The organism is Litorerythrobacter xanthomarinus (genome assembly GCF_046254955.1).
Taxonomy (GTDB): Bacteria; Pseudomonadota; Alphaproteobacteria; order Sphingomonadales; family Sphingomonadaceae; genus Qipengyuania_C.
In genome coordinates this window covers 1-237 of sequence record NZ_JBJXRG010000052.1, presented here as the reverse complement: position 1 = coordinate 237, position 237 = coordinate 1, and the positions used below count along the sequence as shown (strand labels likewise).

1 protein-coding gene is annotated in these 237 nt (G+C 57.8%); it reads right to left on the bottom strand.

Translation table 11 applies throughout. The features are described 5' to 3' along the window. Positions 1-237, bottom strand: a 237-nt coding sequence (locus ACEWMW_RS14535; protein ID WP_462937819.1) for a POT-type proton-dependent oligopeptide transporter, incomplete at both ends; no start/stop codon positions are given.

The following is a 237-nucleotide window of genomic DNA, read 5'->3' as shown; positions in this document are numbered from 1 at the left end:
CGGCGCGAACAGAATGATGTAGATCGGATTGATCGACTGGAACACCGATGCGGGAATGTCGCCGATCTCGACATAGCGGTCGGTATAGAGATTGAGGCTGCCGCCGGCCTGTTCGAACAGGCCCCAAAAAAGCGGGTTGAGCGCAAACAGGAACAGGATCGCCCAAAACCGCACGCGCGGTTCCTTCTCCAGCTTGGAATCCAGGTAGAGGACGTAGCCCAGCAATGCTACGCCCGA